Here is a 23,416-nt window from a genome sequence, read left to right on the forward strand (position 1 = left end):
CAATCTTCACTTCCCATCTTCATAACTTAACCGTTCTAAAAAAGATCGTAGAATTCTAGCACGAATATGACCTTCTAAGTCACTGTAATTTAGAGTACTTTTTGCAATAGCACTAAGCATTAAGTTTCCTTCTTTTTTTGTAATCATCTTATCTTCATATAGTTTTTGGATAATTGAAAATGAATCTTTTTCACTAATCGTTTCATCGAATAGCTGATTAATTTGGTCCAACATATGTCTCTTATCAGAAATTCGAACTTTTGCAATTCTAATATAGCCTCCACCGCCGCGTTTACTTTCTACTAAATAACCGCGTTGGATAGTAAAACGAGTATTTATAACATAATTTATTTGCGAAGGAACGCAGTTAAAGAGGTCTGCCATTTCAATCCTTCGAATCTCAATCATTTCATTTTCTTCTAGAATTTTTTTTATATATGACTCAATTAAATCCGAGGTATTTTGATGTGCCATCTTCTTCATTCCCTTTGACTAATATTGACCTTAATTATAGCTAATTTAAACAAAGAATGAAAGGAGAATGCCTTTAGTTAATAAAAGTTTCAATAAAATACTATTTTAGAACAAAAAAAATACGGAATAATCTATTCCGTATTAACGCGCCCAAGAGGAGTCGAACCCCTAACCTTTTGATCCGTAGTCAAACACTCTATCCAGTTGAGCTATGGGCGCATATTCAATTAATAAAAATTATAAAACAAATTTAATAAAAAATCAATAAAAAAATCGGGAAGACAGGATTCGAACCTGCGACCCCTTGGTCCCAAACCAAGTGCTCTACCAAGCTGAGCTACTTCCCGAAAAAATAAAAAGACTACGCGCCCAAGAGGAGTCGAACCCCTAACCTTTTGATCCGTAGTCAAACACTCTATCCAGTTGAGCTATGGGCGCATATGTGTTAATGCCGAGGACCGGAATCGAACCGGTACGGTGATCACTCACCGCAGGATTTTAAGTCCTGTGCGTCTGCCAGTTCCGCCACCCCGGCGTTTTGATAATGGCAAAGCGGAAAACGGGGTTCGAACCCGCGACCCCCACCTTGGCAAGGTGGTGCTCTACCACTGAGCTATTTCCGCATAAACTTGATGCCGGCTAAAGGATTTGAACCCTCGACCCTCTGATTACAAATCAGATGCTCTACCAACTGAGCTAAGCCGGCTTGAATAGTTATATTCATATAATGCGGGTGAAGGGACTTGAACCCCCACGCCGTAAGGCGCTAGATCCTAAATCTAGTGCGTCTGCCAATTCCGCCACACCCGCAAAAATATGAGCCGTACAGGGCTCGAACCTGTGACCCTCTGATTAAAAGTCAGATGCTCTACCAACTGAGCTAACGGCTCATATGGAGGTTAACGGGTTCGAACCGCTGACCCTCTGCTTGTAAGGCAGATGCTCTCCCAGCTGAGCTAAACCTCCATTGATAACTTAAGCGTGGCGACGTCCTACTCTCACAAGGGGCAACCCCTCACTACAATCGGCGCTAAGAAGCTTAACTTCTGTGTTCGGCATGGTTACAGGTGTATCCTTCTCGCTATCGCCACCACACTGTGGTGTTATCTTATTGAGTTTGCTTTTGCTCACTCAAAACTGGATTTGAAGTAATCTCAACTCTACCGAGTTTTTTTCTTTTACCATTCTTGGTTAAGTCCTCGATCGATTAGTATCAGTCCGCTCCATACATCACTGTACTTCCACTTCTGACCTATCTACCTGATCATCTCTCAGGGATCTTACTTTCTTAAAGAAATGGGAAATCTCATCTTGAGGTGGGCTTCACACTTAGATGCTTTCAGCGTTTATCCCTTCCCTACATAGCTACCCAGCAATGCCCTTGGCAGAACAACTGGTACACCAGCGGTAAGTCCATCCCGGTCCTCTCGTACTAAGGACAGCTCCTCTCAAATTTCCAACGCCCGCGACGGATAGGGACCGAACTGTCTCACGACGTTCTGAACCCAGCTCGCGTGCCGCTTTAATGGGCGAACAGCCCAACCCTTGGGACCGACTACAGCCCCAGGATGCGACGAGCCGACATCGAGGTGCCAAACCTCCCCGTCGATGTGGACTCTTGGGGGAGATAAGCCTGTTATCCCCAGGGTAGCTTTTATCCGTTGAGCGATGGCCCTTCCATGCGGAACCACCGGATCACTAAGCCCGACTTTCGTCCCTGCTCGACTTGTTGGTCTCGCAGTCAAGCTCCCTTCTGCCTTTACACTCTTCGAATGATTTCCAACCATTCTGAGGGAACCTTTGGGCGCCTCCGTTACCTTTTAGGAGGCGACCGCCCCAGTCAAACTGCCCATCTGACACTGTCTCCCACCACGATTAGTGGTGCGGGTTAGAGTGGCCATAACGCAGGGGTAGTATCCCACCAGCGCCTCCATCGAAACTAGCGTTCCGATTTCTACGGCTCCTACCTATCCTGTACATGCGGTACAGACACTCAATATCAAACTACAGTAAAGCTCCATGGGGTCTTTCCGTCCTGTCGCGGGTAACCTGCATCTTCACAGGTACTAAAATTTCACCGAGTCTCTCGTTGAGACAGTGCCCAAATCGTTACGCCTTTCGTGCGGGTCGGAACTTACCCGACAAGGAATTTCGCTACCTTAGGACCGTTATAGTTACGGCCGCCGTTTACTGGGGCTTCAATTCGTACCTTCGCTTACGCTAAGCACTCCTCTTAACCTTCCAGCACCGGGCAGGCGTCAGCCCCTATACTTCATCTTACGATTTTGCAGAGACCTGTGTTTTTGATAAACAGTCGCTTGGGCCTATTCACTGCGGCTGATCTGACGATCAGCACCCCTTCTCCCGAAGTTACGGGGTCATTTTGCCGAGTTCCTTAACGAGAGTTCTCTCGCTCACCTTAGGATTCTCTCCTCGACTACCTGTGTCGGTTTGCGGTACGGGCCGTTGTTTTCTCACTAGAAGCTTTTCTTGGCAGTGTGACATCAGGAACTTCGGTACTATTATTTCCCTCCCCATCACAGCTTGTCCTTAAAAGATTAAACATTTGACTCAACCTAAGACTTACTGCTTGGACAGACATTTCCAATCGTCTGCATTCCTTAGCCTCCTGCGTCCCTCCATTGCTCAAACAAAAACAACGGGTACAGGAATATCAACCTGTTATCCATCGCCTACGCCTTTCGGCCTCGGCTTAGGTCCCGACTAACCCTGGGCGGACGAGCCTTCCCCAGGAAACCTTAGTCATTCGGTGGACAGGATTCTCACCTGTCTTTCGCTACTCATACCGGCATTCTCACTTCTAAGCGCTCCAGCAGTCCTCACGATCTACCTTCAACGCCCTTAGAACGCTCTCCTACCATAACACCATAGGTGTTATCCACAGCTTCGGTAATATGTTTAGCCCCGGTACATTTTCGGCGCAGGGTCACTCGACTAGTGAGCTATTACGCACTCTTTAAATGGTGGCTGCTTCTGAGCCAACATCCTAGTTGTCTGTGCAACCCCACATCCTTTTCCACTTAACATATATTTTGGGACCTTAGCTGGTGGTCTGGGCTGTTTCCCTTTCGACTATGGATCTTATCACTCACAGTCTGACTCCCGGATATGAATGAATGGCATTCGGAGTTTATCTGAATTCGGTAACCCGAGATGGGCCCCTAGTCCAAACAGTGCTCTACCTCCATCATTCTCAATTCCGAGGCTAGCCCTAAAGCTATTTCGGAGAGAACCAGCTATCTCCAAGTTCGTTTGGAATTTCTCCGCTACCCACACCTCATCCCCGCACTTTTCAACGTACGTGGGTTCGGTCCTCCAGTGCGTTTTACCGCACCTTCAACCTGGACATGGGTAGATCACATGGTTTCGGGTCTACGACTACATACTCAAACGCCCTATTCAGACTCGCTTTCGCTACGGCTCCGTCTCTTCGACTTAACCTCGCATGCAATCGTAACTCGCCGGTTCATTCTACAAAAGGCACGCCATCACCCATTAACGGGCTTTGACTTGTTGTAGGCACACGGTTTCAGGTTCTATTTCACTCCCCTTCCGGGGTGCTTTTCACCTTTCCCTCACGGTACTGGTTCACTATCGGTCACTAGGGAGTATTTAGCCTTGGGAGATGGTCCTCCCGGATTCCGACGGAATTCCTCGTGTTCCGCCGTACTCAGGATCCTCCTAGGTGTCTTCCAAATTTCATCTACGGGGTTTTTACCCTCTTTGACTGACTTTTCCAAGTCATTCGATTATCTGAAAAAACTACCATATCGGAGTCCTACAACCCCAACAAGCAAGCTTGTTGGTTTGGGCTTTTCCCGTTTCGCTCGCCGCTACTCAGGGAATCGAATTTTCTTTCTCTTCCTGCAGGTACTTAGATGTTTCAGTTCTCTGCGTCTACCTCAAATATGCTATGTATTCACATATTTGTAACATCCTATAAAAGATGCTGGGTTCCCCCATTCGGAAATCTCTGGATCATAGCTTACGTACAGCTCCCCAAAGCATATCGGTGTTAGTCCCGTCCTTCATCGGCTCCTAGTGCCAAGGCATCCACCGTGCGCCCTTATTCACTTAACCTTATCAACCTTACGGTTGGGTTTTGACATCATTTCTAGCGATAGAAACTAGTCAAGAAAAATAAGCAATTGAACTTATTAAAAAACTCATTCAACGCGGTGTTCTCGGTTTGTTTTGATCTTACTTCAAATATCCAGTTTTCAATGAACAAAGTGTTTTGAGAGTAAACCTCTCAAAACTGAACAAAGTAATGATGACAAACGTGTGTAGTCTCCGTAATATTCCTTAGAAAGGAGGTGATCCAGCCGCACCTTCCGATACGGCTACCTTGTTACGACTTCACCCCAATCATCTATCCCACCTTAGGCGGCTGGCTCCAAAAAGGTTACCTCACCGACTTCGGGTGTTACAAACTTTCGTGGTGTGACGGGCGGTGTGTACAAGGCCCGGGAACGTATTCACCGCGGCGTGCTGATCCGCGATTACTAGCGATTCCGGCTTCATGTAGGCGAGTTGCAGCCTACAATCCGAACTGAGAGAAGCTTTAAGAGATTAGCTTAGCCTCGCGACTTCGCGACTCGTTGTACTTCCCATTGTAGCACGTGTGTAGCCCAGGTCATAAGGGGCATGATGATTTGACGTCATCCCCACCTTCCTCCGGTTTGTCACCGGCAGTCTTGCTAGAGTGCCCAACTAAATGATGGCAACTAACAATAAGGGTTGCGCTCGTTGCGGGACTTAACCCAACATCTCACGACACGAGCTGACGACAACCATGCACCACCTGTCACTTTGCCCCCGAAGGGGAAGCTCTATCTCTAGAGTGGTCAAAGGATGTCAAGACCTGGTAAGGTTCTTCGCGTTGCTTCGAATTAAACCACATGCTCCACCGCTTGTGCGGGCCCCCGTCAATTCCTTTGAGTTTCAACCTTGCGGTCGTACTCCCCAGGCGGAGTGCTTAATGCGTTAGCTGCAGCACTGAAGGGCGGAAACCCTCCAACACTTAGCACTCATCGTTTACGGCGTGGACTACCAGGGTATCTAATCCTGTTTGCTCCCCACGCTTTCGAGCCTCAGCGTCAGTTACAGACCAGAGAGTCGCCTTCGCCACTGGTGTTCCTCCATATATCTACGCATTTCACCGCTACACATGGAATTCCACTCTCCTCTTCTGCACTCAAGTCTCCCAGTTTCCAATGACCCTCCCCGGTTGAGCCGGGGGCTTTCACATCAGACTTAAGAAACCGCCTGCGCTCGCTTTACGCCCAATAAATCCGGACAACGCTTGCCACCTACGTATTACCGCGGCTGCTGGCACGTAGTTAGCCGTGGCTTTCTGGTTAGATACCGTCAAGGGATGAACAGTTACTCTCATCCTTGTTCTTCTCTAACAACAGAGTTTTACGATCCGAAAACCTTCTTCACTCACGCGGCGTTGCTCGGTCAGACTTTCGTCCATTGCCGAAGATTCCCTACTGCTGCCTCCCGTAGGAGTTTGGGCCGTGTCTCAGTCCCAATGTGGCCGATCACCCTCTCAGGTCGGCTATGCATCGTGGCCTTGGTGAGCCGTTACCTCACCAACTAGCTAATGCACCGCGGGTCCATCCATCAGCGACACCCGAAAGCGCCTTTCAAATCAAAACCATGCGGTTTCGATTGTTATACGGTATTAGCACCTGTTTCCAAGTGTTATCCCCTTCTGATGGGCAGGTTACCCACGTGTTACTCACCCGTTCGCCACTCCTTTTCTTTCGGTGGAGCAAGCTCCGGTGAAAGAAAAAGCGTACGACTTGCATGTATTAGGCACGCCGCCAGCGTTCGTCCTGAGCCAGGATCAAACTCTCATAATAAAAGTTAGAACAATCTTTCGATTGTTAAGCTCAATTTGTTTGCTAGCATATTGCTTGCTGTTTAAAAATGTTTGTTGTCTTGAATTGAATCAAGACGCCCTACACATTTGGTTTGTCTTACTTTGTTCAGTTTTCAAAGGTCTACTTGAATTGCCGTAGCAACTTTTATATCATATCAGAGTGACATTTGAACGTCAACTCTTTTTTACAAAAAGTTTTTTTGATTTCGTTTGAGAAATCTTTCAGCAACTCATTTATCATATCGCATCGTTTGTTATTTGTCAAGAACTTTTTTGAAGTTTTTCTTGATGAAGTCAAGCTTCATAAGCAGTTCTTTTTAAACAACTTAGTTATCTTATCATGCCATAATGGACATGTCAACAACTTATTTAACGACTAATCAACAAAATTTTAATTGCTCTTGTTGAACAAATAATAATATACCAACTTAAAATTCTAAAGTCAATAATAAAAATACTGTTTTAACAACATTTATAACAAGTTCGATCATTATTTAATTCTGCTTTAAAATCATTCGTTTTTTACACTATTTTCACTTGATTTCATATTATATCTGAAATAATTGTTCAGTTTTTTTCTATTATGTTTGATTTACAGTGATTTCTTCTAAATTTTTTGTTAACAAAGTGTTGCTTTTATCTATTTCTGCTTTTTTTTGCTAGAATAATGGTAAACACACTTATTCTGGAGGATTCATTATATGAAAATTTTAATTGCAGATGACGACAAAGAAATTGTAGAGTTATTAAGTATCTATGTACACAATGAAGGTTACGAGGCAGTAAAAGCTTATGACGGAAAAGAGGCACTATCAAAAATTAGAACTATTCCCGATATTGAATTGCTTATTTTAGATATCATGATGCCCGAAATGGATGGTATGCAAGTTGTAAAAGAATTACGAAAAGAATCTCAAATTCCAATTATTATGTTAACAGCAAAAACAACTGATATGGATAAAATCAAAGGGTTAGTTGCTGGTGCAGATGACTACGTAACCAAACCATTTAATCCATTGGAAGTTATGGCGCGTGTAAAATCTTTATTACGTCGTACAAAAATGCAAATAACTGCTGAACAACCGGATGTATTAGAAGTAAATTCATTAATAATCAACAAAGACTCCCATGAAGTAAAAACAATTGACGGGAAAGAAATCCAATTAACTGCTTTAGAATTTGGCATTTTATATCTTTTAGCTAGTCACCCAAATCGTGTCTTTAGTGCGGATGAAATTTTTGAACGTGTTTGGAAACAAGAAAGTATTGTCTCAGCAAAAACAGTTATGGTTCACGTGAGCCATTTACGAGATAAGATTGAAGAAGCTACAGGTGGAGAAAAAGTAATTCAAACTGTTTGGGGGGTTGGATATAAAATTGACGCAAGATAAGAGCGTGGGAAAAGAGAAACGACGGCGTATCATTTTAACTTCCAAAGAAATCAGTGAACTTTTAGCAGAAGGAATTATCACAGTTATTCTTTTACTTCTATTAAATGTCGCTATTTTAGTAGTAATTAGTTCTGTCATCAACAGCTCTCCTTCTCTCACAAATGCAATTTGGGACTCAAAAAATATTTTTGCCCAGCGACTTGGCTCTGATCTTTTTTGGAATGGTAGGAATTTTATTATTCCACTTTTCTTACTATTAGATGTAGCAGTTTTATATTGGCGCTTGATTCGGCGCTATCGACAAATGCAATTACGTCACATTATCAGCGAGCTACATTTCATTGCTAATGGTAATTATGATCATCGAATCCCTTTTGAACTTAGTGGCGATCTTAGTAGAGTTGTTACTAGTATCAATGGCTTAGTAGATAGTACGGTTGCTGCTATTGAGGATGAGCGAAAAATTGAAAAATCAAAAGACGAACTGATTACAAACGTGAGCCATGACATTCGTACACCCTTAACATCCATTATTGGTTACTTAGGTCTGATTGAAGATGGACAATATCATTCTCAAGAAGATCTTTTGAAGTACACCCATACTGCTTATGTAAAGGCAAAACAAATGAAATCCTTAGTTGAAGACCTTTTTGAATATACAAAAGTGCGACAGCCAGCAGTGCCTGTTAACTTTTCAGCATTTGATTTGATTCAATTAATCGAGCAGCTTGCTGCTGACTTTGAGTTGGAAGCTGCAAAAAAAAATATTCAAATACTTGTTCAATCTAAAGAGTCTTCTCTGATTATGGATGGGGATACAGAAAAATTGGTCCGCGTCTTTAATAATTTAATTACAAATGCCCTGAAGTACGGTAAAGGAGCTACAAATATTATCATTGAAGTCGAACGTGTCGGAACAGAAGTTGTAGCAGTCGTTAAAAATAATGGGGCAATGATTCCAAAACAATCTCTTGATAATTTATTTGATCGTTTTTATCGTGTGGAAGAATCTCGATCACAAGCAACTGGCGGAACAGGACTTGGGCTAGCAATTGCTCAAAGTATTGTTGCATTACACGGTGGGTACATTTATGCAAAATCAGATCAAAGTTGGACTTCATTTATTATGCACCTACCTTTGAAAAAAAATAGTAAACTTCCTCAAGATGAAAAATAATCAGTTGACGAATATCTCATTTTTCGATATTCTTAAGTCAATTAGTGAATACTAAACACAGAACCCAGTACACTTTATTTTTTAACAGAGAGCTGATGGTCGCTGCAAATCAGCAAAAAATAATTTGGAAGTTCCAGTTCTATGATGTGTGCTTTTTGAAATAAGAAAAGCCGGTTAACAGCCGTTATCTGTAAACAAGAGCAGCAATTAAAGCTGAACTCGGGTGGTACCGCGAATACAAAACTATTTCGTCCCAAGATTTTTGGGAAGGAATAGTTTTTTTTATTTATAAAGGAGGAATTAATTAATGTTAGATGTAAAAATGATGCGTCAGAACTTTGACTCAGTCCAAGAAAAATTAATGACACGTGGCGTAAAAAAAGAAACTTTGGCTGAATTTATGGAATTAGATGAAAGTCGTCGTAATTTGCTTGTAAAAAGTGAGGAATTAAAAAAATATCGAAATGATGTTTCTGCAGAAATTGCACAACTAAAACGTAATAAAGAAGATGCTTCTGCAAAAATTTCAGAAATGAAAGAAGTTGGTGGCAACATCAAAGCCTTAGATACAGAAATTGCTGATGTTGATGAAAAACTTACTCAGATTGCTACTACTTTACCAAACTTGCCTAATGACTCAGTACCAATTGGAAAAGATGAAGACGATAACGTAGAAGTTCGTCGTTGGAGCAATCCCCGAAACTTTTCTTTTGAACCTAAACCACACTGGGAAATCGCAGAAAATCTTGATATTTTAGATTTTGAACGTGGCGCAAAAGTTTCAGGAAGCCGTTTTGTTTATTATAAAGGATTAGGTGCACGCCTAGAACGCGCCGTGTATAATTTTATGCTTGATCAACATATTTATGAACATGGTTATACTGAAATGATTACTCCTTACATTGTTAACAGTCGTGCAATGTTCGGGACAGGTCAATTTCCAAAATTTAAAGAAGATGTGTTCCAATTAGAAAATACCGATTTAACATTGATTCCTACTGCAGAGGTTCCTTTAACCAACTATTATAATGACGAAATTTTAGATGGAAAAGATTTACCAATTCGCTTTACCGCTCTTAGCCCTGCTTTCCGTTCAGAAGCTGGTAGTGCTGGTAGAGATACTCGTGGTCTGATTCGTTTGCACCAATTTAACAAAGTTGAAATGGTTAAATTTTCTGATGCTGAACATTCTTATGAAGAACTAGAAAAAATGACTAATGATGCTGAAGATATTTTGCAAAAATTAAACTTACCTTATCGTGTCGTTGCTTTGTCAACAGGTGACATGGGCTTCTCTGCTGCTAAAACGTATGATTTAGAAGTTTGGATTCCCGCGCAAGATACTTTCCGTGAAATTAGTTCATGTTCAAACTGTGAAGATTTCCAAGCACGTCGAGCAATGATTCGCTACCGTGATGAAGATGGAAAAATTCATTACGCTCATACATTGAATGGATCTGGTTTAGCTGTTGGCCGTACAGTTGCAGCTATCTTAGAAAACTACCAAAATGAAGATGGCTCAGTAACTATTCCTGAAGCTTTAGTGCCATATATGGGTAATTTAAGAGTAATCAACTAAATTTACTTTCTAAAACAAAAAACTTCCACCAAAATCAATTATGATTTTGGTGGAAGTTTTTCTTTTATTTATGATTCAACTGAGTAGTTTGGTGCTTCTTTAGTGATTTGAACATCATGTGGATGTGATTCTTTTAGTCCACTGCCACTCATTTGGATGAATTGTGCATCATCTCGTAGTTGTTGTAAGTTTGCAGCTCCGACATAGCCCATTCCTGATTTTAATCCACCAATCATTTGGAAGATAATATCTGCTACGCTTCCTTTATAAGCTACACGTCCTTCAATACCTTCGGGAACTAATTTATTTGCTTCATTGATACTTCCTTGGAAATAACGATCTTTTGATCCTTTTTCCATCGCACCTAATGAGCCCATTCCACGATATGTTTTGAAACGACGACCTTGGAAAATTTCGAATTCACCTGGTGATTCATCTGTTCCGGCTAGCATACTACCTAACATAACTGCATGTCCTCCAGCAGCTAGTGCTTTAACAATGTCACCTGAATATTTGATTCCGCCATCGGCAATAATTGTTTTACCATACTGACGCGCAACAGAAGCTGCATCATAGATTGCTGTCAATTGAGGAACACCGACACCTGCAACAACACGGGTTGTACAAATCGAACCAGGTCCAATACCAACTTTAACAACATCAACACCAACATCATAAAGTGCTTTCGTTGCTTCAGCAGTTGCTACATTTCCAGCAATCAGTGTTGCTGCTGGGAAAGTTTCACGAATTTCTTTAATCTTGCGAATTACACCTGCACTGTGTCCATGAGCTGTATCAATAATGATTGCATCTACACCAGCAGTTAACAATGCATCAGCACGTTCAAAAGTATCGCTTGTTACGCCTACAGCAGCAGCAACTAATAAACGACCATGTTCATCTTTCGCAGCATTAGGAAATTCGATGACTTTTTCAATATCTTTGATAGTAATCAAGCCACTTAAACGACCATCTTCATCGACGATTGGTAATTTCTCAATTTTGTGTTTTTGTAAAATTTTCTCTGCATCTTTTAGAGAAGTTCCTTCTGGGGCAACAACTAAGTTATCCTTTGTCATCACATCGTCAATCGGAATATGATAATCTGTTACGAAACGCATATCACGGTTAGTAATGATTCCTACTAATTTTCTATTTTCCAAAGTTTCAACAATTGGAACACCACTAATTCGATATTTACTCATTAATTCTTCAGCATCAGCAACTAGATGTTGTGGTGTTAAAAAGAATGGGTCAATGATGACGCCACTTTCTGAACGTTTTACTTTGCGAACTTCTTCTGCTTGTTGGTCAATTGTCATGTTCTTATGAATAACACCTAGACCACCCTGACGAGCCATCGCAATTGCCATCTTACTATCAGTTACTGTATCCATGCTTGCGCTCATAATTGGAATATTTAACTTAATGTTTTTTGCTAGTTGTATGCTCATATCCACTTCGTTTGGTAACACGTGACTTTCTGCTGGTATCAATAAGACATCATCAAAAGTAAAACCTTTTTTCGTGAACTTTGTTTCCCAGTTGGACATTGTTAGTACCACTCCTCTAATTTAGTTTATCTATTAAAATAAGCGATTTTATCCTTTAAGTCAATAACTAAGAAGCAACTGCTGCTTTATTTCTCATAAAACAAAGATTTTATTTTGATTATTCTCATTGTTACGAAAGAAAATATAAAAAAAAACAACGCACGAATAATTTCGTACGTTGCTTGCTAATTATCTTCTTGGAACAGATAGACTGCCCACGATTTCATATTTTTTCTTCAAGTAGTAACGTAGTGCTAATGCTGCTGCACCAATCACAATTACTACAATTGGATTTAACACTGGGTTAAGAACTGGCGGAAGTAACGTTGTCGCTGAGAATGCGATTACCCACACAAGTGTTGAACCACCTAAAATCAATAATGTTTTTAACATTCCTGGTTTCTTGCTTCTATCTGCACCTGGATATTCATACTGATAAATATATTTATACATCATATAAAATACCCAACCACCGATAGCTGATCCAAACAGAAGTGTTGAGATTCCATAAGCTGGAGCTGTTTCACGTGAAAAGAAACCTGTAATTGCAATCATGATACTCAATAAACCTAATAGCAATAATGTATTATCTAACCACATCAAAACTGGTGTAGAAGATTTTTTAGGTGCTACTGGCTTACTAATAATTGATTCTGTTCGCTCAGAAACTGTTCCAAAAAGCTGACGTGCAGTTTTGCCGCCTTTTTGTTCTTTCACCAAGACAGGTAGCATATCATGAAGCGCATTAACTTTCTCTGCCTCAGATAAGTTTGCTGCTTCTAAAGATTTTTTCAAATCAAAAATATACTGTTGGTTTCGCTTCGTTAATTGTGTTTCTAAATTATTATTTTCTTTCACCATTTCACGTAATTGCTCTGGTTCCATGATCTAGTAGTCCTCCTTAGCCGTTAGTTTGCTTAACGGTCGTCACAAAAAATATTTTAACATATTTTTAGCAAACTATGATAGCCCTTTTATACATTAAAACGGAACAACATAACGTCTCCATCTTGTACAATGTACTCTTTACCTTCTAAACGAACACGTCCAGCTTCTTTAGCTGCATGCATATTTCCATATTTATTCAAATCATCGAATGAAACTGTTTCTGCACGAATAAAGCCACGTTCAAAGTCCGTATGGATAATTCCAGCTGCTTGTGGTGCCTTGATTCCTTTTCTGAAAGTCCAAGCACGCACTTCTTGCTCACCTGCTGTGAAATAAGTTGCTAATCCAAGTAATCCGTAGGCTGCACGAATCAATTGATCTAAACCAGATTCTTCAATTCCTAAAGCTTCTAAAAATTCTGCTTTGTCTTCTTCATCTAGTTCAGCAATTTCTTCTTCTGCTCGGGCACAAACTACGATAACTTCAGCATTTTCTTCTGCTGCAAAATTGCGCACTTCTTGAACATAATGATTTGATTCTGCATCAGCAACATCATCTTCTGATACGTTCGCCACATATAAAATAGGTTTAGTTGTCAGTAAAAATAGACTCTTAACGATTTTTTGTTCTTCTTCCGTAAATTCGATTGAACGGGCAGAACGGCCTTCTTCTAAAACTGGTTTGATTTTATCCAACACAGCTAACTCTGCCACAGCTTCTTTATCTTTTGTTTTTGCTACTTTAGCCACACGTGTATAACGTTTAGTAATTGATTCTAAATCAGCTAAAACCAACTCTAAGTTGATTGTATCAATGTCGCCTAAAGGATCTACACGACCTTCAACATGGGTGATGTTATCGTCATCAAAACAACGAACAACATGACAAATTGCATCTACTTGGCGAATATGGCTTAAAAATTTATTTCCTAATCCTTCACCTTTACTTGCGCCCTTAACGATACCGGCAATATCAGTAAATTCAAATGTCGTTGGTACAGTTTTTTTCGGTTGTACAAGTTCTGTTAAGCGTTGTAAACGCCAGTCTGGTACTTCAACCATTCCAATGTTTGGATCAATTGTTGCAAAAGGGTAGTTCGCTGCTTCTGCTCCAGCTTTTGTAATTGCATTAAATAAAGTTGATTTTCCTACGTTGGGTAAGCCAACGATTCCAGCAGTCAATGCCATAAATTAATTCACTCTTTCTTTGCCTTTTTTTCAAGTATTTTTTTTAGTTTTTTTTCAAAATCGCGACGTGTCATCATCACGATATGGCCACAGTTCACACATTTAATTTTGATGTCTGCTCCCATACGAATGATTTCCCAACGATTTGTTTGACAAGCATGAGGTTTTTTCATTTCAACAATATCGCCTAAATCATACATAAAATAGCCTCCTGTTTCTACTCTTCATCAAATTGAATGTTAAGAATATCAAGAATTCTTGTTAAATCGTTTTGTGAAAGATACTCAATTTCAATTTTTCCTTTGCCATCTTTTTCTTGAATCGCAACACTCGTACCAAATTTATCCATCAAACGATCTTCGCTTTCACGAATGTAATAAGGTTTTTCTTTTGCCAAACGTGGGATTTTTTTCTTTTCTTTCCCATCATTTTGATTTAATTCAGACACTGTTTGTTCTAATTGACGAACAGTTAAGTTTTCAGATACTACACGATTAGCTAATTTCAAAATAAGATCTTTATTTTTTAGACCTAATAAGGTTCTAGCTTGTCCCATTGATAAACGGTGATCTTGAACCATTTCCTTCACTAGATCTGGTAAAGACAACAATCGTAAGTAGTTCGCAATGTAAGGACGACTTTTCCCTAAACGGCTGGCTACTTCTGCTTGTGTCAAATTCAAATTTTTCATCAGCATTTCGTAAGCTTCTGCTTCTTCTAAAGGATTTAAATCTTCTCGTTGCAAGTTTTCTAAAACAGCAACCTGCATCATTGCTTCTTCATTGAATTCTCGTACAATTGCTGGAATTGTTTCTTTTTCAGCTAATTTTGAAGCACGAAAACGTCGCTCACCAGCGATAATTTCATACCCTTTTACCGTAGATCTTCTAACAATAATTGGTTGAAACACACCCGATTGTTCAATTGAATTAGCTAGCTCCTGTAGAGATACTTCTTCAAACGTTTTTCGTGGTTGATAAGGATTAGGACGTAGCTCGTTCAAAGGTAATTGAATAACTGCTTCGTCTTTTACATCAACACTTTCTAAATTTTCTAAATCTTGAAATAGCGCGTTGATTCCTCGACCTAGGCCTTTATTTTTCTTCACGATCAACCACTTCCTTTGCCAATGCTTGATAAACTTCTGCTCCTCGAGAACGTGGATCGTAGTCAATAATTGGTAGACCATGACTTGGTGCTTCTGATAAACGAACATTTCTTGGAATAATCGTATCATAGACTTTTTCACGGAAATACTTACGAACTTCTTCAACAACTTCTGTCCCAAGGTTCGTTCTTGCATCATACATCGTTAATAAAACGCCAGCAATTTCTAAGTCGGGGTTAAAATGTTTTTGTACTAAACGAACGGTATTAAGTAATTGGCTTAAGCCTTCTAAAGCATAATACTCACACTGGACAGGTATTAAAATTGCATCACTAGCAGTAAACGAATTGATTGTTAAGTGGCCTAAAGAAGGCGGGCAATCAATCAAAATATAATCATATTGATTCTTTACTTCTGCTAAAGAACCTTTTAATCGAGATTCTCTAGCCATCATAGAAGTTAATTCAATTTCTGCTCCAGCTAATTGGAGAGTAGCAGGCACGATATTTAAATTTTCATGTTCTGTTACAATCGTTGCTTCTGCAATTGGCAATTCATTCACCAATACATCGTAAATATCTTGCTTAACATCCGGTTTTCGGACACCCACACCGCTAGTAGCATTTCCTTGCGCATCCATATCAACTAAGAGTACTTTTTTTCCTAGGCTAGCAAGACAAGCACCTAGATTAACTGTAGTTGTCGTTTTACCAACTCCACCTTTTTGGTTTGCAACAGATATAATTTGTGCCATCTCTTCTCCTCCTACTTAATGGGTTGCTTATTAGGCAATCCAGGTTTTCTTGGATATTTTTTTGGTGTGACTTTTTTCTTTTCTATAGTAAGAATATGACGTTGATCCGAAATTTTTGGCAGATCAACTGCTGTCTCCTTGATAAATTTACCACCCAAGATAGCAATTGCATGTTTTGCTTCAGTCAATTCTTCTTCACTTTTAGCAGCTTTTAATGCATAAAAATGACCACCTAACTTGACTAGTGGCATACATAATTCTGCCAATACGTTTAATCTAGCAACAGCCCTTGCAGTAACTAAGTCAAAAGATTCACGAAATTCTATGTTTTGCCCAAATGTTTCTGCGCGATCATGGTATAAAGAAGCACTAATACCTAATAAGTTAGTTAATTCTGTTAAGAAAGTAATTCGTTTATTTAATGAGTCAACAATTGTAATTTGTAGCTCTGGAAAAACAATTTTTAATGGAATACTTGGAAAGCCTGCGCCTGATCCAACATCACACAAAGAAAGCTTCTCGGTAAAGTCAACTTCAAAAGCCAGTGTCAGTGAATCATAAAAATGTTTCAAATACACTTCATTTTCATCTGTAATAGCTGTTAAATTCATTTTTTCATTCCACTCAACTAGTGTTTTAAAATACGTGGCAAATTGCTCCATCTGATGATCTGATAAATGAATTTGTTTTTCTGCTAATGCTTGGCGAAATTCTTCTGGTGTCATAATTAGTCCTTTCATTGTGAAACAGAAATTGTTTCACAGAATCTTCTCCTACTTTAACGCAATTTTCTTTTTCTTGCAATGCTTCCTTGGACAATCTTAAAAAAATTCGCACTAAAAAACGAACAAAAAAGAACTCGAGCAAGTATATAAATTATTACAGCTCAAGTTCTCTTTTTATTTTAAAAATTTATTGGGCAGATGCGTTAACTTTCGCAATCTTCCCTTGTTCGATATAGACCATCAGAATACTCAAATCGGCAGGATTTACACCACTAATTCGACTCGCTTGCGCAATCGTTTCAGGTTGAATTTTTTGCAATTTTTGTTTTGCTTCTGTAGCTAAACCATTGATTGCTGCGTAGTCGATATTTTCTGGAATTTTTTTAGCTTCCATACGTTTTAATTTTTCAACTTTTTCCATGGCTTTTTTGATGTAACCTTCATATTTAATTTGAATTTCAACTTGTTCAATTTCTTTATGTGTCAGTGCATCATTTTCTGGAATAAATTTTAACAAATCTGCGTAAGAAATCTCTGGACGTTTCAAGAAATCACTTGCCAAGACACCATCTTTTAATGGTGCTGCTTCAATGCTACTCAAGAAAGCTTGGACTTCCTCTGTTGGCTTAATTCGAATGCTCATTAGTCGTTTGATTTCTTGCTCAACCGCTGCTTTCTTCGATAGGTAAGAATCATATTGTTCTTCTTTTACTAATCCAATTTGATGACCCATTTCAGTCAAACGTAAATCTGCATTGTCATGTCGTAAAATCAAACGATACTCGGCACGAGAAGTAAGTAAACGATAAGGTTCATTTGTTCCTTTTGTCACCAAATCATCAATCATCACACCAATATAGCCATCACTACGTTTAATTACGAAAGGATCTTTTTCTTGGACTTTTAATGATGCATTGATTCCAGCAATCAGACCTTGACCTGCCGCTTCCTCATACCCACTTGTTCCGTTTGTTTGACCAGCTGTATACAAGTTTTCAATTACTTTTGTTTCAAGTGTTGGACGTAATTGATGTGGCTCAATGACATCATACTCAATGGCATATCCCGTACGCATCATTTCCACTTTTTCCAAACCAGCAATTGAATGCAATACATCTACTTGAACATCTTCTGGTAACGATGTGGATAGCCCTTGGACGTATACTTCTTCTGTATTTAATCCTTCTGGCTCTAAAAACAATTGGTGACGTGGTTTATCAGCAAAGCGAACAATTTTATCTTCAATTGAAGGGCAGTAACGTGCGCCCACACCTTCAACAATTCCAGTAAACATCGGTGCACGATGTAAATTGTCACGAATAATTTGATGCGTTGATTCACCAGTGTAAGTTAACCAACAAGGCTCTTGATCAATTTTATATGCACTATCAGGTGTGCTAAAACTAAAATGATTAGGTTTTTCATCACCAGGTTGTTCTTCTGTGACTGAATAATCAATTGTACTTGATTTTACACGTGGTGGTGTTCCTGTTTTAAATCGTTCAATCTTAAACCCTAATTCCTTTAGATTATTGGCTAAGCCTACTGATGGCTGTGAGTTATTTGGACCTGATGAATATTTTAATTCACCAATAATAATTTCACCACGAAGAGCTGTTCCAGCTGTGATAACAACAGCTTTCGCGCTATAACGTGCGCCTGTAGAGGTAACGACGCCACGACAAACACCCTCTTCAACAATTATTTCTTCAACAATTCCTTGTCGTAGCGTCAAATTAGGTTCTTTTTCAATGGTATGTTTCATTTCTGAGGCATAGGCATGCTTGTCAGCTTGTGCGCGCAAAGCACGAACTGCAGGTCCTTTTCCGGTATTCAACATTCTCATTTGAATGTACGTTTTGTCAATATTTTTTCCCATTTCTCCGCCTAAAGCATCAATCTCACGAACAACCACTCCTTTAGCTGGTCCGCCTACTGATGGATTACAAGGCATAAATGCAACCATATCCAAATTAATTGTTAATAGCAATGTTTTCGATCCTAGTCTAGCCGAGGCTAACGCTGCTTCAGATCCAGCATGCCCTGCTCCAACAACGATGACATCATACGACTCTGCTTGATATTGATTCAAAAGATGTTCCTCCTCTATTTTCCTAAACAAAATTGACTAAATAACTGTGTTATCAATTCATCTTGGACACTATCTCCAACTACTTCTCCAAGATAGTCCCAACAACGTGTCATATCGATTTGAACTAAATCAACAGGCATACCAGCCTCTATTCCTGTGACCACTTCATCTAATGAAATAGCTGCTTTTTCTAATAATGCGATATGTCGCGTATTTGAAACATAAGTTGCATCTTTCTCGCCTGTTTTCCCACCGAAAAACAGTTCAGTAATAGCAAGTTCCAATTGATCCAAACCATCATTTTTTGTGACTGAAACTGGAAAAACAGGTTCATGATTAATAAATGTTGCTAGTTTATCTAGTTCAATTTTTGCGGGTAGATCAGTTTTATTTAAAAGAATGATTCTCTTTAATCCACTGGTTGCTTCTAATAATTGTTCATCTTCTGCTGTTAGAGCTTCACTTTGATTTAAAACTAATAAAATCAAATCAGATTCAGACAAAGCTTTTCTACTTCTTTCTACACCAATTCGTTCTACAACATCATCCGTCTCACGAATTCCAGCTGTATCAATCAATTTCAAAGGTACCCCCCGAACATTGACATATTCTTCAATCACATCACGTGTCGTTCCGGCAATATCAGTTACAATTGCTTTTTCTTCTCGCAATAAATGATTTAGCAAACTTGATTTCCCTACGTTAGGGCGTCCAATAATTGCTGTGCTTAGCCCTTCTCGTAAAACTTTTCCTTGTTTTGAAGTTGCCAATAGCTCTTCAATTTTTTGATGAACCATTTGCGCTTTTTCAAGTAATAATTTAGTTGTCATTTCTTCAACATCATCATATTCTGGATAATCAATATTGACTTCAACTTGTGCTAACGTTTCTAAAATTTCTTGGCGTAATGCACGAATTAATGAAGAAAGATTTCCATCTAATTGATTAATTGCTAGGTCCATTGCCTTATCTGTTTTTGCACGAATTAAATCCATGACAGCTTCTGCTTGTGACAAATCCACCCGTCCATTTAAAAATGCACGCTTTGTAAATTCTCCTGGCTCCGCTAGACGCGCACCCTCTCTAAGTAAAAGCTGAAGTACCTGATTGACTACAACAATCCCACCATGACAATTAATTTCAACCACATCTTCACGAGTAAAAGTTTTCGGTGCTAACATTACTGAGACCATCACTTCATCCACTAGATGATTATCTTTTGGATCAGCTATATGACCATAATGAATCGTGTGGCTAGGTACTTCGAGTAAAGTTTTTGTTCCACTACGATAAACTTTATTGGCAATTTGAACTGCATGATCACCACTCAAGCGTACAATACTAATTGCACCTTCACCTGGTGGCGTTGAGATTGCTGCGATTGTGTCAAACTCCAAAGTAATTTCAGCCATTTTTTCACTTCTCCTTTAATTTTACGCACAAAAAAAGCGCCCACTCCACCCTTTACATAAAAAGGTGAACTTAGCACTTTGACTGCTTGTTCTTGATTAAATTCTTGTCATAGACTATCACATTTCTAAAAATGAATCAAGTTCTTTTGATTGACTAGTCTCTAACCTTATTTTTAAGCAAAAAAGTACAAAGCAAATGCCTTGTACTTCTTTTTATCAAAGTTAGACTACTACGATCGTATACTTCGATAAGAATGATTTCTAGTAAAATATACTTGGTTTAAAAAATTTTGTCAATCTGATTTTATTTCTTCACACCATTTAGCCATAAAAAAATTATTTTAGTGTTCTTTTTTTATTATCTTCTATATATAGAAACAAAAAAGGAAATGTCACAAGTCAACTGACTTGTGACATTTCCTTTTTGATTTTTATTTCACTTTAATAGAATCTTTTTGCTGGCTCAACAACTAAATATCGATAAGGTTCTTCACCTTCAGAGTGTGTTTTTACTCCGTCATTTTTACTTAGTGCTGCATGAATTTGTTTTCGCTCAAAAGCCGGCATTGGTTCTAAAAATACTGGCTGACCTGTACGAATGACTTTATCAGCTGTTCGCTCAGCTAAACGCTGAATAATTTCTTGGCGCTTTTCACGGTAGTTTCCTACATTAACAACAATTGATAATTTGTTTGTAGCCACCCGATGGATAAATACTTGTGCTAAATACTGCAAAGCATTCAGTGTCTTCCCATGTTTACCAATTAGAATTCCTTGTTTTTGTGTTTCTAAGTGAAAAACAACTAAGCTTGCTTCTCTCTCCATTTTTACCAGAGCAGGCGCGTCCAAATGTTTAGAAATTTCAGTAAGATAAAGTGCCAATTCCGTTAAAGCTGCTTCATCATCCAAGTCACTTAATTCTTGTTCTACTGAACTTTCTTCTGACTCTACTTCAAATTCATCAATCACTGTGATTTCTACAGGAGTTTCTTCTAGAACGTCTTCAACTGTTTCTTCCACTACTTCTGAAATAGTTTCACTAACAGAGGGCTCAATAGACACTTGAGCATCTTTACGGCCCATTCCAAGGAAACCTTTTTTTCCTTCGTCAAGTATCTCAAGTTCAACTTGATCTTTAGTCAAACCTAATTGATTCAAACCATTTTGAATGGCTTCATCTACTGTTGCAGCTTTATAAATCGGCATTAGCATTACCTCCCTTATTTTTTACGTTTTTTCTTAGGACTTGTGGCTTTTTTCAACGCTTTTTCTTTTTCACGAATCTTCATTGCTACTTCTTCACGTTCTTTACGGATCTTAAACGGATTATTAATCAACAATGTCTGAACAACTTGAAAGGCATTTGAAACTACCCAGTATAATGAAAGACCACTTGCTAAGTTAACACCCATAACTAAAATCATCACTGGCATAGCAAAACTCATAATTTTTGTTGTTGGGTTTGACTCAATTTGACTCATACTAGATAAGTAAGTACTTGCAAAAGTAAAAATTGCAGCTAAAATTGGCAAAATAAATGTTGGATCTGCTTCACCTAAATTAAGCCAAAGAAAATGTCCCTGTTTTAATTCTGGTACACGAGAAATTGATTGCCATAATGCCATCAAGATTGGCATTTGTACCAACAAAGGAAGACATCCAGCGTATGGATTTACACCATTTTCAGCGTAAAGCCGTTGTTGTTCTTCTCTCAATTTGCTTTGAGTCTCAGGATCTTTAGAAGAATATTTCTGTTGTAGCTCTTTTAATTTCGGTTGAACTTCTTGTGTTTTGCGCATACTTTTTGTTTGAAAATGCATTAATGGTAATAAAATTACCCGAATCACTAATGTAAATAGGATAATCCCGATTCCAGCATTCCCAAATGATAAGCCTTTAATCGCTTGAGCAAAATTATAAACAATGTATCGATCCCAAATTCCTGTACTTTGTGCACTCACTTCTCCAGTTCCACAACCAGACAAGATGACAACTAAACTAATTATGCCAGCCATCAAAAGTAAACGTTTGTATTTCTTCACGTACTCGTTACCTCTCTATCGATTATTTTTGCAAGCTTTAAGACATGGACTAAATTTGAGCGAATCTCATCGTAAGTCAGTCCTTTAACACTTGGTCTTGCAATTACAATAAAGTCTAATTCTGGATCGATTTCATCTTTAAAAGAATAAATCGCTGCACGAATCTTTCTTTTTACATCATTGCGGGAGACTGCATTTCCAACTTTTTTACCTACTGAAAGTCCTACTCTAAAATGAGGTTGGTCTTTTTTATCTAATCGGTAAACAACAAACTTACGGTTAGCAAAGGAAGCCCCTGTTTTAAAGACGGCTTGAAACTCTCGTTCTTTTTTTACTCGATACGCTTTTTTCATTAGTTTTCTTTCCTTTTCTATCTCTCACTTACGTGAACCATCATACCATATTTACTGTTATCAGTTCATCATTTCCCTAAAAAAGGGCATAAAAAAAACCACTGAAACCCCAGTGGCCTAAGCTGAAAGAACTTTTCTTCCTTTACGACGACGGCTTGCTAAAACACGACGTCCATTTTTAGTACTCATACGTTTACGGAATCCGTGAACTTTTTGACGTTTACGTTTATTTGGTTGGTATGTTCTTTTCATGTATTCCACCTCCAAAATTTCTTATCTAATTATAAACACAGACATACTTTGATAGTATACCGACTAGAATGCTGTTTTGTCAATATAAAATAATATTAACTCTCTTAAAACTTATCCACAACATTATTTTTTGCCGTGTGATTTTTTTGTGGAAAAAGTTATCAACAACAATTATCCACAATTTTTTTAGCCCATTTTTTACACAGAATAAACACATGTAAAAAAAGAAATCCACAGACTCTCTCTTTTCTGTGAATTGTTTATTCAATCGCTTATAAATATTAACTTTTTTATCCACAAGTGCTTGTTAAAAACTTTTTTATTAGCTGCCTTATCCACCTGTTGATTACTCCTGTGGATAATTTTTTTCCTCTCTTGTGATTTTCTCTTTTTTTCTGACGTGGATTTTGTGGATAATACAAATAAATTTATTTTTTTCTTTTCTTTCTGTGGAAAACTATCTGAAAAAATGCTAAATTAGTACTAGTTATTCACTTTTTAATGAAGGAGGAAGCCTT

17 protein-coding genes, 9 tRNA genes, 3 rRNA genes and 1 other annotated feature are annotated in these 23,416 nt (G+C 38.8%); of the genes, 3 read left to right on the forward strand and 26 right to left on the reverse strand.

The genetic code is table 11. The features are described 5' to 3' along the window. Positions 1-6 precede the first annotated feature (6 nt). The 13 genes from IGJ66_RS12130 to IGJ66_RS12190 form a co-directional block, all read right to left on the reverse strand. Positions 7-474, reverse strand: coding sequence for a CtsR family transcriptional regulator (locus tag IGJ66_RS12130; RefSeq protein WP_067484428.1), 468 nt, complete (start codon positions 472-474; stop codon positions 7-9). A gap of 145 nt (positions 475-619) precedes the next feature. Continuing rightward, a tRNA-Arg gene (locus tag IGJ66_RS12135) sits at positions 620-693 on the reverse strand. Positions 694-747: 54 nt separating this feature from the next. Beyond that, positions 748-821, reverse strand: a tRNA-Pro gene (locus IGJ66_RS12140). A 17-nt stretch (positions 822-838) separates the two neighbouring features. After that, positions 839-912, reverse strand: a tRNA-Arg gene (locus IGJ66_RS12145). 11 nt (positions 913-923) lie between these two features. Then, a tRNA-Leu gene (locus tag IGJ66_RS12150) sits at positions 924-1,009 on the reverse strand. 16 nt (positions 1,010-1,025) lie between these two features. Beyond that, positions 1,026-1,097 (reverse strand) — tRNA-Gly (locus tag IGJ66_RS12155). A gap of 10 nt (positions 1,098-1,107) precedes the next feature. Further along, positions 1,108-1,180, reverse strand: a tRNA-Thr gene (locus IGJ66_RS12160). Positions 1,181-1,202: 22 nt separating this feature from the next. Continuing rightward, a tRNA-Leu gene (locus IGJ66_RS12165) sits at positions 1,203-1,284 on the reverse strand. A gap of 7 nt (positions 1,285-1,291) precedes the next feature. Next, positions 1,292-1,364: transfer RNA gene (locus tag IGJ66_RS12170), tRNA-Lys, on the reverse strand. Positions 1,365-1,367: 3 nt separating this feature from the next. Further along, a tRNA-Val gene (locus IGJ66_RS12175) sits at positions 1,368-1,440 on the reverse strand. 13 nt (positions 1,441-1,453) lie between these two features. After that, positions 1,454-1,569 (reverse strand): 5S ribosomal RNA (gene rrf, locus IGJ66_RS12180). A gap of 92 nt (positions 1,570-1,661) precedes the next feature. Continuing rightward, positions 1,662-4,575 (reverse strand): 23S ribosomal RNA (locus tag IGJ66_RS12185). A 229-nt stretch (positions 4,576-4,804) separates the two neighbouring features. Next, a 16S ribosomal RNA gene (locus tag IGJ66_RS12190) occupies positions 4,805-6,365 on the reverse strand. The 16S, 23S and 5S rRNA genes sit together here with 9 tRNA genes alongside, the layout of an rRNA operon. Positions 6,366-7,086: 721 nt before the next feature. On the opposite strand from IGJ66_RS12190, the gene IGJ66_RS12195 reads away from it, so the two are divergent. From IGJ66_RS12195 to serS, 3 genes are all read left to right on the forward strand, one after another. Next, on the forward strand, positions 7,087-7,776 hold the full coding sequence (locus IGJ66_RS12195) for a response regulator transcription factor (protein WP_067483692.1): 690 nt from the start codon (positions 7,087-7,089) through the stop codon (positions 7,774-7,776). Beyond that, a complete protein-coding gene (locus IGJ66_RS12200) occupies positions 7,763-8,953 on the forward strand; it encodes a sensor histidine kinase (protein WP_067483690.1) in 1,191 nt (396 codons plus the stop codon). The genes IGJ66_RS12195 and IGJ66_RS12200 overlap by 14 nt, the downstream gene beginning before the upstream one ends. A 50-nt stretch (positions 8,954-9,003) precedes the next feature. Next, positions 9,004-9,212 (forward strand) — a binding site (T-box leader). Positions 9,213-9,260: 48 nt separating this feature from the next. Beyond that, a complete protein-coding gene (gene serS / locus IGJ66_RS12205; RefSeq protein ID WP_071869236.1) occupies positions 9,261-10,532 on the forward strand; it encodes a serine--tRNA ligase in 1,272 nt (423 codons plus the stop codon). A 68-nt stretch (positions 10,533-10,600) separates the two neighbouring features. Here serS and guaB read toward each other — a convergent pair whose 3' ends face one another. From guaB to rpmH, 13 genes are all read right to left on the reverse strand, one after another. Continuing rightward, positions 10,601-12,085 carry an IMP dehydrogenase gene (guaB, locus tag IGJ66_RS12210; protein WP_067483686.1) on the reverse strand — a complete coding sequence of 495 codons (1,485 nt, stop codon included), beginning with the start codon at positions 12,083-12,085 and terminating at the stop codon, positions 10,601-10,603. Between the two features lie 189 nt (positions 12,086-12,274). After that, positions 12,275-12,970 (reverse strand): DUF1129 domain-containing protein, encoded by a 696-nt coding sequence (locus IGJ66_RS12215; RefSeq protein WP_218658012.1) that lies wholly within the window; start codon positions 12,968-12,970, stop codon positions 12,275-12,277. Between the two features lie 89 nt (positions 12,971-13,059). Next, a complete protein-coding gene (gene ychF / locus IGJ66_RS12220) occupies positions 13,060-14,160 on the reverse strand; it encodes a redox-regulated ATPase YchF (RefSeq protein WP_067483682.1) in 1,101 nt (366 codons plus the stop codon). A gap of 8 nt (positions 14,161-14,168) precedes the next feature. After that, positions 14,169-14,360, reverse strand: coding sequence for a DUF951 domain-containing protein (locus IGJ66_RS12225; RefSeq protein ID WP_067483680.1), 192 nt, complete (start codon positions 14,358-14,360; stop codon positions 14,169-14,171). Between the two features lie 17 nt (positions 14,361-14,377). After that, positions 14,378-15,268, reverse strand: coding sequence for a ParB/RepB/Spo0J family partition protein (locus IGJ66_RS12230; protein ID WP_067483678.1), 891 nt, complete (start codon positions 15,266-15,268; stop codon positions 14,378-14,380). Beyond that, the gene (locus IGJ66_RS12235; protein ID WP_067483676.1) at positions 15,255-16,022 is read right to left on the reverse strand and encodes a ParA family protein; all 768 of its coding nucleotides are present in this window, start codon (positions 16,020-16,022) and stop codon (positions 15,255-15,257) included. The genes IGJ66_RS12230 and IGJ66_RS12235 overlap by 14 nt, the downstream gene beginning before the upstream one ends. 11 nt (positions 16,023-16,033) lie before the next feature. Then, complete coding sequence (gene rsmG, locus IGJ66_RS12240) at positions 16,034-16,747, reverse strand: 16S rRNA (guanine(527)-N(7))-methyltransferase RsmG (protein ID WP_075491813.1); 714 nt, start codon at positions 16,745-16,747, stop codon at positions 16,034-16,036. Positions 16,748-16,934: 187 nt separating this feature from the next. Next, positions 16,935-18,839: a tRNA uridine-5-carboxymethylaminomethyl(34) synthesis enzyme MnmG gene (mnmG, locus tag IGJ66_RS12245; protein WP_067483674.1), complete on the reverse strand. Its 1,905-nt coding sequence runs from the start codon at positions 18,837-18,839 to the stop codon at positions 16,935-16,937. Positions 18,840-18,853: 14 nt separating this feature from the next. After that, positions 18,854-20,251 (reverse strand): tRNA uridine-5-carboxymethylaminomethyl(34) synthesis GTPase MnmE, encoded by a 1,398-nt coding sequence (gene mnmE, locus IGJ66_RS12250; protein WP_430604851.1) that lies wholly within the window; start codon positions 20,249-20,251, stop codon positions 18,854-18,856. A 441-nt stretch (positions 20,252-20,692) separates the two neighbouring features. Then, complete coding sequence (gene jag / locus IGJ66_RS12255) at positions 20,693-21,457, reverse strand: RNA-binding cell elongation regulator Jag/EloR (protein WP_067483670.1); 765 nt, start codon at positions 21,455-21,457, stop codon at positions 20,693-20,695. Positions 21,458-21,471: 14 nt separating this feature from the next. Then, entirely contained in the window at positions 21,472-22,293 is an 822-nt protein-coding gene (locus IGJ66_RS12260) for a YidC/Oxa1 family membrane protein insertase (RefSeq protein ID WP_067483668.1), read from the reverse strand. After that, positions 22,290-22,646, reverse strand: a complete 357-nt coding sequence (rnpA, locus tag IGJ66_RS12265; protein ID WP_067483666.1) for a ribonuclease P protein component — start codon at positions 22,644-22,646, stop codon at positions 22,290-22,292. The genes IGJ66_RS12260 and rnpA overlap by 4 nt, the downstream gene beginning before the upstream one ends. A 117-nt stretch (positions 22,647-22,763) precedes the next feature. After that, positions 22,764-22,898: a 50S ribosomal protein L34 gene (rpmH, locus tag IGJ66_RS12270; RefSeq protein ID WP_002293121.1), complete on the reverse strand. Its 135-nt coding sequence runs from the start codon at positions 22,896-22,898 to the stop codon at positions 22,764-22,766. Between the last annotated feature and the right edge of the window lie 518 nt (positions 22,899-23,416).

Source organism: Enterococcus sp. DIV0176 (genome assembly GCF_050528535.1).
Lineage (GTDB): Bacteria > Bacillota > Bacilli > Lactobacillales > Enterococcaceae > Enterococcus_B > Enterococcus_B thailandicus.

Coding starts and splice junctions, on each gene's coding strand:
- IGJ66_RS12130 (WP_067484428.1), bottom strand. CDS start 474: ATGGCACATCAAAATACCTCGGATTTAATTGAGTCATATATAAAAAAA.
- IGJ66_RS12195 (WP_067483692.1), top strand. CDS start 7,087: ATGAAAATTTTAATTGCAGATGACGACAAAGAAATTGTAGAGTTATTA.
- serS (WP_071869236.1), top strand. CDS start 9,261: ATGTTAGATGTAAAAATGATGCGTCAGAACTTTGACTCAGTCCAAGAA.
- guaB (WP_067483686.1), bottom strand. CDS start 12,085: ATGTCCAACTGGGAAACAAAGTTCACGAAAAAAGGTTTTACTTTTGAT.
- IGJ66_RS12215 (WP_218658012.1), bottom strand. CDS start 12,970: ATGGAACCAGAGCAATTACGTGAAATGGTGAAAGAAAATAATAATTTA.
- ychF (WP_067483682.1), bottom strand. CDS start 14,160: ATGGCATTGACTGCTGGAATCGTTGGCTTACCCAACGTAGGAAAATCA.
- IGJ66_RS12225 (WP_067483680.1), bottom strand. CDS start 14,360: ATGTATGATTTAGGCGATATTGTTGAAATGAAAAAACCTCATGCTTGT.
- IGJ66_RS12235 (WP_067483676.1), bottom strand. CDS start 16,022: ATGGCACAAATTATATCTGTTGCAAACCAAAAAGGTGGAGTTGGTAAA.
- rsmG (WP_075491813.1), bottom strand. CDS start 16,747: ATGACACCAGAAGAATTTCGCCAAGCATTAGCAGAAAAACAAATTCAT.
- mnmE (WP_430604851.1), bottom strand. CDS start 20,251: ATGGCTGAAATTACTTTGGAGTTTGACACAATCGCAGCAATCTCAACG.
- jag (WP_067483670.1), bottom strand. CDS start 21,457: ATGCCGATTTATAAAGCTGCAACAGTAGATGAAGCCATTCAAAATGGT.
- rnpA (WP_067483666.1), bottom strand. CDS start 22,646: ATGAAAAAAGCGTATCGAGTAAAAAAAGAACGAGAGTTTCAAGCCGTC.
- rpmH (WP_002293121.1), bottom strand. CDS start 22,898: ATGAAAAGAACATACCAACCAAATAAACGTAAACGTCAAAAAGTTCAC.